The following is an 8,724-nucleotide window of genomic DNA, read 5'->3' on the forward strand; positions in this document are numbered from 1 at the left end:
TTTTTTGGAATAAGGCTTATGGCATGATTAAGGCAGGATGATTAGTTTTCCTCCTTCGATCCTGAAACGGAGACCCATTTTTTCCAATGTCATGAGGGCTTCCGATAATGTAAAATCTCTTCTGATGGCTCCGCTTAGTACAAAATCCGGGACCTTTTGGTCATAGATCACCTCCACATCATACCAACGGGCAAATTGCCGTAATATCTCATCGAGTTTAGTATAGTTGAACTGGAATGAACCCTCCTTCCAGGCCACCGCCATTTTCAGATCGGCATTTTCGGGCAATTTCATCTCCTGGCCACTGATCCGAACCTGTTGTCCGGGTTTCAGCACAACGCCTTTTTTGTTTGTTGCAGTGCCGTCGGTTAAAGGCCGATTCACTACCTGAATACTTCCTTCCAGTAAGGTGGTATTGATATACGGTTCATCAGCATAGGCGTTCACGTTGAAGCTTGTTCCCAGGACTTCCACCCCTGTTTTACCATTGATGTCGACCATAAATGGTTTTTCCTTATTCTTTGCCACTTCGAAATAGGCTTCCCCGGTGATGGTCACTTTTCGTTCTTTTTCAGAAAAGATAGTTGGATAGCGGATAGAACTGGCTGCATTCAACCATACCTCTGTGCCATCCGGTAGTTGTACATGGAACTGACGGCCTTTGGGCGTGCTTAGCAAATTATAGACTACAGCCTCGCTGGCCTTACCCGCAGGGGCGTAGGACACCTTATGATTGTTCAGTTCCACCCTTGCCCCGTTCTGTGTGGCAATCAAACCATTCCGCATGCTGTCCAGAACAATCAGTGAGCCGTCTGCGAGGGTAAGCACAGCGCCCTGCTTGCCAGGTTGCGGGTCGGCGGGTTTTTGCTGAACAAGGACCGGTTGCTCCGGACTTTGCGACCACCAATATCCAGCCAGGCTCAGCCCCAGCACGACCGCGGCCGCGGCCCACCATCTGAAACGGCTGGTCAGGCTTCTGACGGGAGCAGGCGCTGCCTGTTGTTGCAGGATGGCGGCCAGCACCTTGGCCTGTTGTTCTTTGTCGGCCAACTCATCATAAGTACCCGAATGCAGCAAGGCTTCTACCTGTTGCTGCCATTGGGGACGAAATTCATCCTGTGAAAGAGTTTCCCACAAAACAAAGAACTCTTCCCGGCTCAGTTCTTCCGATATGTATCGATCCAATAATTGCTGTACAGCTTCTGGTGTCATTTGCGGGCGAAATTTATAGGCCTATAGTATGAAGACAGATAACTCGTTCGAGTGGGTGTGTTGTCTCCAAAAAAAATAATTGAAGGAGATATGGAATTAACCAAAAAGGATATGGAAGAGTAAAAGGTATAAGGAAGCGTAGCCGTTGGCTTTGAGATATTGACGTAAAGCGGCCAGCGCTTTTACGATATGGTCCTTTACCGTTGACCGGCTGATCTGCATTTCCTCGGCTATCTGTTCATAAGTATACCCCTGGAAACGACTCAGTTGGAATGCCCGCTGCTGCTGGGGGGGTAACTGTTGCATGCCGGATTTTACCAGTTGGTCCAACTCCCGGTAGGTTACCTGGTCTGCCTTTCCGGGTTCCTGACCCTGGTGCAGTAAATAAGACTGATAGGCTAGTTCCACGTCCACTCTCGACAGACGGTTCAATACTTTATTACGGGCGGCAATAAATAAATAGGAAGAGAGGTCATTGATCTCTGCGGCTTTTTCATGTTCCTGCCACAAACGGGTGAAGATTTCCTGTACAATGTCTTCTGCCAGGGTCGCCGATTTGCTGATCACCAATATGGAAGAATAGATCCGGGGCCAGTAGTTATTGAATAAGAGGGTGAAGGCCTCCGCGTCTCTTTTTGCCAGGCGCGTTAATAATTCCCGTTCGTTATGCAGAGCGACATTTACCAAGTTATTCCGGTTATTAGGAGTAAAAAATAAGGAACCAGATCCAGGATAAGAGAGTAATGGCCGTTTTGCAATATAGTTATTTTTGGAAAAACTCCCGCAATGTCTTTCTCCCGGCAAGGCTAAATATATATTGGCCTGACCCAAAAGGCATCATTTGCGGGACATCGCCATTTTAAAATCATGTTCCGCGAAATATTCCAGGGTAGTCGGAGTTATGGTTTCAGGAGTCCTTTTTACCCGATACAAACCATCGTTTACATTTTTCCACATGACATTCATGGCATCGGCCACACTTTCTGAAATGCCGTATTGCATCAATGCCCTTTTGTTATCTTCGAAGGATATTTCCACATAATCCAATCCGGGTTTACCAATCGCTCTTCCAATAATACCCGCCATTTCTCTTTGTGTATAATCTCTGTTACCCAATAGGTCAAGGGAAGTTTTTCCTATAAAATCCAGCTTGTCCAAGCTATTGGCAGCCACCCCTGCAATATCCTGAGTGGCAATAAATCCTGTTTTAAGATCTGCTTTTAAAGGCGACGCTATCCTGTTCTTGTATTTGATCATGTCGATTTGATTTAGGAGATTTTCCATAAAACCGGTGGGACGCAGGGTGAGAACATTAATATCGTCTGGCAAAAAATTTAATCTTTTTTGCATTTTGCCTAATCCTGCTACCAGGCTGCCATTTTCAGTACCCTCGGTTCCCAGGGAGGATAAGTAAACAATATTTTTTACGCCGGCATGGTTGATGGCTTCCATTTGCGCCTGACCTATTTTCTCCTGGAAGATTAAAACATCTGCAGCCTGCATATTGGGCGGGATGATTAGGAACACAGCCTCGGCACCTTCAAAAGCTTTACCTAAAAAGGCTGTATCAAGCATATTGCCCAAGGCTATTTCGGCTCCCTGCCGTTTTAGTGTTCCCAATATTTCAGCATTGCGTGCAATAGCTTTTACATGCCTGCCCCGTGCTAATAATTCAGAAACTGTCTTTGAACCGACTTTGCCTGTTGCTCCTGTAATGACTATCATATGACTTTTATTTAATGATTTTAGTTTGTACAAATTTAAATGACTATAGTATCTTTGAGGTAGCCGTTACCTAATGTATACCGGTTACACAGAAGATATCATGAAAAAAATTGAAGAGTACAAACAGAGCATTATTCACCTGCGCGATGCGATAGAAATCATAAGCGGGAAGTGGAAACTGATCATCCTGCTGGTTTTACAGCATAAACCCTTTCGGTTTAAAGAACTAATGAGGGAAATCGACATCAGCCCAAGAATGCTGTCCAAAGAATTACAGGAACTTGAAGTGAATGGGTTAATAACGCGGACGGTTTTAAGTACTAAACCTATAAGTGTAGAGTACGCTATCACAAACCATGGGAAAACATTAAATGTAGTGACAACGAGTATAAAAGAATGGGGAAAGAAACATAGACAAAAAGTATTGTCCCGATTCGGTACCCCTTAGAATTCCGTAAATAAGGAGATGAGCATTAAGCCGGTAACTGAATTAATGGACGAATTAGGGTCTTCACAGGCATAGTTTGTAATTTGTTTCATAATATTGTGTATTAAAAAACCGCGCTAAAAATATGAGAATTCTTATTCGTTACCTGCTATCCCTTGTTGTATTCCTGCAATGTAGCTTCTTTTCGATCCGATCTCTCGCCCAAGCTAAGCCGGATGTGATAATCATGCTTAGCGGAGAAAAGAAGACGGGAAAAGTGCTCTCCATCAATGATACGTCCATCAAATTTTCCTATGCGGGTGAAAGCCTGGAATATGAACTAAAAAAGGAGCAGATCACCAGGATAGAATTCGGCAGCGGCCGCGTGGAAGTGATCAATTCGCCAAATGCAGGGCCAGTGGTGAATGATAAACCGGCTGCAACTACCGCTCCGTCCCCGGAGCAGCATAATAATAAGGTTGCCGTACTTCCATTCGAAATAATGTCCAATGATCCGTCCCTGTCAGTGGAATCCCTCAGTAAGCAGGTGCAGGTAACTTGTGTCAATGCGCTTCGCAGCACCGGACCTCTCCAGACCATACAGGATCCTAATGTTACCAATGCATTACTGGCAAAGAGTAAACTGGGAGTTGGGGACCTGGCCACAAAGACGCCAAAGGAGTGGGCGGAATTCCTAGGTGTGGAATATGTTATTATGGGTTCTTATTCCATACAGAATAAAGGAACCGTCTCTTCCAACAGCGGTTATTCTTCCAGAGATACCAAAAAGAGCGATGACAAGGAAAAAAAGTCGACCTATTCTTATAATGGAGGTACATCCTACACTTCGGCCAGCTACGATACCCGTGTAACGCTCAATATCTACAACCTGGACGGGAACAGCATTTACTCGAATACCCGCGAGCCTGCCTTTGGCAGCATCGACTCTTATGAGCCGGCATTGAAGTACATGATAAAAAGAACACCTTTAGGGAAAAAATAAATCAAATAATATTTTATTTTTAGTATACACAAATTTGCTACTTTAGAGGCAGTTGTAATTTTATGTACAAAAGGGAATCTTGCATTTTAAAAATCTGTTTTTTCTGTTTTCTGCTATTCTCCATTCAGATCGCAGCGCTGGCCCAAAAGGATACGGTGATCGTCAGGCAGGGGGACATTCTGGTCGGTGAGATCAAGTCGATGGTCAACGGTATAGTGCTTCTTAAGACGCCCTATTCACCCGGAGACATTGCTATTAATTGGAATGATGTCCTTTCATTGAGAGCTGAAAGGCAATATCGGGTTTCCGACAGCAAAGGCAGGATATTTAAAGCAAGTGTGCGGATCGACAGCACCAATCGTACAAAGGCCATCTTTCAAACAGCCGATTCTACTTTTTGCATCGACAAAAGCAATATCGACCAGGTAGTAGAATTTGTCAATCCGCGGGCACGGGACAGATTAACGCTAAAAACCAACCTTGGTTATACCGCAACCAAGTCCGATGGCACAAAACAGTTCAGCTTCGGGTTAAATGCGAATTATAAAGTCAGCAAATGGGACCTTTCGCTAGACGTCAATGCTTTTGCAACACAGTCAGACTCTATAAAAGGAAGCCGGGGAGATCTGACCCTCAGCGAAAAATATATTTTACCCCACAACTGGTTCTTTATCGGTCAGTCGTCCCTTTTCTATAGTTCTGAGCAGGATGTCAGCAGCCGCTTTACCCAGATGTTGGGCACAGGGTTCTATCTGCGGCGAAAAAATACCAATAAGGTCTATATATATGCCGGGTTCCTTTATAATAGGGAGAAATTTACTGTTTCGGACAGTGTTTTCAACAGCGCTGAAGCTTTTGCTGCGATGACTTACTCATACAACATTTTCAAACGTATCGATATTGCATCTACTATAACAGTATCGCCAAGTCTGACAGAGTCCGGCCGCTTGCGTAGTGGTGTTCATTCAGAGATCAGCTATGAGCTGTCCGACCATTTTAATATTGGTATCGAATATACCCTCAACACCGATAGTAAGCCGCCTCTCGATACTAAGAAGAATGATTATATCTATGATTTTACTATTGGGTGGAAATTGTAGTTTGGGTGATCTCAAGACATCGCTGATTACGTTGTATAGGGCAACTCCATTAGCCTTTATGCGTACCAGTAGGCATCCCATATCGACCCGTCTCCACCAATCCAGAAGGTCTCCATACTATTCGGAATTCTGGAAACGGCTGTAATGCTGCCGCTTTGAGAAGCCAGATCAGGCGGTGCGAGTTGAAAGTAATTCCATTGGGTCATGCCCTCATACCAATACGCATCCCATATCGACCCGTCTCCACCAATCCAGAAGATTTCCATACTGTTCGGGATTCTGGAAATAACCGTTATGTCGCCATTTTGAGAGGCCATTGCCGGTGGCGCAAGCTGAAAACGATCCCACTGCGTCATACCTTCATACCAAAACGCATCCCATACGGAGCCGTCCCCGCCGATCCAGAAGATCTCCATGCTGTTAGGAATTCTGGAAATGGCCGTGATGCTGCCATTTTGCGCGGCCCAATCCGGTGGAGCAAGCTGAAAGCTATCCCACTGGGTCATACCTTCATACCAAAATGCATCCCACACGGAACCATCTCCACCGATCCAAAAGACTTCCATGCTGTTCGGAATCCGGGAAACGGCCGTAATGCCACCGCTTTGCGAAGCCATTCCCGGAGCGGCAAGTTGAAAACGATCCCACTCGGTCATACCTTCATACCAAAATGCATCCCATACTGAGCCATCCCCACCAATCCAAAAAATTTCCATGCTGTTAGGAATTCTTGAAACAGCTGTGATTCCCCCGCCTTGCGAGGCCATACCCGGAGGGGCAATCTGAAAGCTATCCCACTGCGTCATTCCTTCATACCAAAAAGCATCCCACACCGATCCATCTGCGCCAATCCAAAAAATCTCCAGGCTGTTTGGAATCCGGGAAACTGCAGCGATTCCTCCACTTTGAGAAGCCATACCCGGAGGTGCAATCTGAAAGCGTTCCCATTGGGACATACCTTCATACCAAAACGCATCCCATACGGAGCCATCCCCTCCAATCCAGAAGATCTCCATACTATTTGGTATTCTCGAAACGGAAGCAATGCAGCCATTTTGAGCCGCGAAGTTTATTGGCGCAAGTTGGAATTGTTTCCAGATATTATGATAAGGGGAATAATTACAAGCATTGTCAGGAGCCGGACACAGGTTTGCACTATTTTGCATAACAAGGGGGCAGATATAATAACTGAATGAAAAACCACCCGGAGGGGTCAATTGATTGGTCCCAAGGTATTGATTGGAATCATCAAAATAAGCCCTGTGGAGGATTCCGCAATTGATATCACAGGGATCGCAAACTTCAGGATTGCTGATGTCAGCCTCGGGATCGACGATCATCTCTGCAATTTCGTGACTAACCACCATAGCATAAACATCTGCAAAGTCCTGTAAGGTCAGCCTGTTGGCATATACACCAAAAACGGCGTATGGGGTATCAGCCTTGCTATGATAACCGCTATTGCCTCCTACGTTCGGAGCCGATACACCCTGCGGGCTCACAATGACAATACAGGTTTCCGGAGGAAATTGATTAATTGAAACAATATCGTTTACCCAGTTTTGCAGATCGCCATCGTCGTATGTGGTTCCTGAAAGATTTACGGAATAGGATATAATGGCAGGGGAAATAGTGGAGCTATTGGAACCGTATTGGGCAGCATATTGCATAATAGGAACAATAGCATGTTGAGCATAATTAACGATCATATTCATGTCTGCATCCGGGATCACAAAATTTCCTGAAGGGGTTCGGAACGTTACCTGTACAAAATGAATATTGCCGGTAAATAAAGCCCCTCTGGAAGCGAATTGCAGTCCTGGTATTCTGTTCTCTCTGAGGTAAGCAGCCAGGGCAGGATGGTCATTTAACGACGGGTCATTATATGAAACACGATGAATTTTTGAAAGAATGGAGGCAGGGATAGTCGTTTCGAATGTTGTAGAAGATTCTTTATAGGGAAAAAGATGCGGAGCATTCTTCTGAAGGTATTTCAGGTTTTTTACGACCCGGGTAAAATCTCTGCCTTTGCCAGCGGGGACTGTCGCTGGAAACAAACCTTCGTTCTTTACATATTGACTGGACATGGTTAATAATTTTAAGATACAAATGTATCTCTGCTTCCAGCCGGAAACAATACCATAAATATGGTAATTATGGAGAGAAGGCTTCTGTTAGTCGCTCAATTGACATCATATAACGGAGCGATCTGCAATACATCCCTGATATGGCTGGCCTTGGTTTTATCCAGGATCCTGCGTTTGTAAGTGGCAATGGTGGTCCGTTTTACATTTAAGGTATCGGCAATTTCTACGGTTGTCATTCCTTTCAGTAAATAATGTAATGTTTTTAGTTCCTGGACCGATAAGGAAGAGAATGGGTTTTCGTGTTTTTTCGGGTCTGTTTGTCGCCTGGTCTGTTTGTCGCTGTTAAGGAACCGCAATAATATTTCGATGGTTTGTTTTTCCGGATCTCCTTTCGAGGCATAGTAGTGCACTCCAAATTGTTTCACGACATTGGCAAATACATCCGGTGACTGCATCGAAAATATCATGATCTTTAAATCCGGATATAATTTTTGAATATTGGGAAGAACCTCCAGGGTATTGCCATCGGTAAGCAGCATATCCAAAATAACATGGCTATACTTTTTTTTGGATAAGTCTTTCATAAGCGCACTGCATGTTCCGACCTCCGATATTTCCTGGAATCCATAAGACTCACAGATAACTCTAAGCGCTCTGCGGATCATACTATGATCATCGGCCAATAAAATAATGGGAACCATGTAGAGGATAATGTTTAGGTACTAAGTGGAAAAAAAGACAGATTCCAATATACATCTATTTTTGAATATGTAAAAGTCCTTATTTTTTAAAATAATAATCCTTACTAACTTTTGCTCATTAAACCTTAGTCTATGCGTGAGCAAAAGCCTGAATCCAGTCCAGGTGCAATAATGGATAGGATTCACCATGAATACCAGGATTTAATAATGTCCTCCACCTATTATTCTTTGGAAGACTTGTTCAATTCTCCCAGGATCCACCTAAAGGATTTCTGTAATAAATTTACACCGCACCCAAGAAGCAGCGAATTGAGATTTCTCGCCGAGGAGTTCGGAAGGAAGTACGGGATCTGGATGGATAATGCCAAACATCATATTAGTTGTGCCTTATACCTTTATCCTGACGCTGATTTCGACCGGATGTTAACAATGATGAAAAACCTTACTATCGGCTTTTTTCTCAATGATG

At 44.3% G+C, this 8,724-nt stretch carries 9 protein-coding genes; 4 read left to right on the plus strand and 5 right to left on the minus strand.

Features of this window, described 5'->3' with window-relative positions; translation table 11 throughout:
- Positions 1 to 27: 27 nt before the first annotated feature.
- The 3 genes from ACX0G9_RS25210 to ACX0G9_RS25220 form a co-directional block, all read right to left on the minus strand.
- On the minus strand, positions 28 to 1,212 hold the full coding sequence (locus tag ACX0G9_RS25210; protein WP_459067742.1) for a FecR domain-containing protein: 1,185 nt from the start codon (positions 1,210 to 1,212) through the stop codon (positions 28 to 30).
- Between the two features lie 96 nt (positions 1,213 to 1,308).
- Entirely contained in the window at positions 1,309 to 1,899 is a 591-nt protein-coding gene (locus ACX0G9_RS25215; RefSeq protein ID WP_459067743.1) for an RNA polymerase sigma factor, read from the minus strand.
- Between the two features lie 150 nt (positions 1,900 to 2,049).
- A complete protein-coding gene (locus tag ACX0G9_RS25220) occupies positions 2,050 to 2,937 on the minus strand; it encodes an NmrA family NAD(P)-binding protein (protein ID WP_459067744.1) in 888 nt (295 codons plus the stop codon).
- 100 nt (positions 2,938 to 3,037) lie between these two features.
- On the opposite strand from ACX0G9_RS25220, the gene ACX0G9_RS25225 reads away from it, so the two are divergent.
- The 3 genes from ACX0G9_RS25225 (at position 3,038) to ACX0G9_RS25235 (ending at position 5,467) form a co-directional block, all read left to right on the plus strand.
- A complete protein-coding gene (locus tag ACX0G9_RS25225; RefSeq protein WP_459067745.1) occupies positions 3,038 to 3,385 on the plus strand; it encodes a winged helix-turn-helix transcriptional regulator in 348 nt (115 codons plus the stop codon).
- A gap of 124 nt (positions 3,386 to 3,509) precedes the next feature.
- Positions 3,510 to 4,367 carry a hypothetical protein gene (locus ACX0G9_RS25230; RefSeq protein WP_459067746.1) on the plus strand — a complete coding sequence of 286 codons (858 nt, stop codon included), beginning with the start codon at positions 3,510 to 3,512 and terminating at the stop codon, positions 4,365 to 4,367.
- Positions 4,368 to 4,429: 62 nt separating this feature from the next.
- Positions 4,430 to 5,467 (plus strand): DUF481 domain-containing protein, encoded by a 1,038-nt coding sequence (locus tag ACX0G9_RS25235; RefSeq protein WP_459067747.1) that lies wholly within the window; start codon positions 4,430 to 4,432, stop codon positions 5,465 to 5,467.
- 56 nt (positions 5,468 to 5,523) lie between these two features.
- On the opposite strand, the gene ACX0G9_RS25240 is transcribed toward ACX0G9_RS25235, so the two are convergent.
- Both ACX0G9_RS25240 and ACX0G9_RS25245 read right to left on the minus strand, forming a co-directional pair.
- Positions 5,524 to 7,554 (minus strand): PLL family lectin, encoded by a 2,031-nt coding sequence (locus ACX0G9_RS25240; protein WP_459067748.1) that lies wholly within the window; start codon positions 7,552 to 7,554, stop codon positions 5,524 to 5,526.
- Positions 7,555 to 7,649: 95 nt separating this feature from the next.
- Positions 7,650 to 8,255: a response regulator gene (locus ACX0G9_RS25245; RefSeq protein WP_459067749.1), complete on the minus strand. Its 606-nt coding sequence runs from the start codon at positions 8,253 to 8,255 to the stop codon at positions 7,650 to 7,652.
- 132 nt (positions 8,256 to 8,387) lie between these two features.
- On the opposite strand from ACX0G9_RS25245, the gene ACX0G9_RS25250 reads away from it, so the two are divergent.
- The coding region (locus tag ACX0G9_RS25250) for a hypothetical protein (protein WP_459067750.1) at positions 8,388 to 8,724 on the plus strand (337 nt) is incomplete at its 3' end.

The organism is Flavitalea flava (assembly GCF_054461575.1).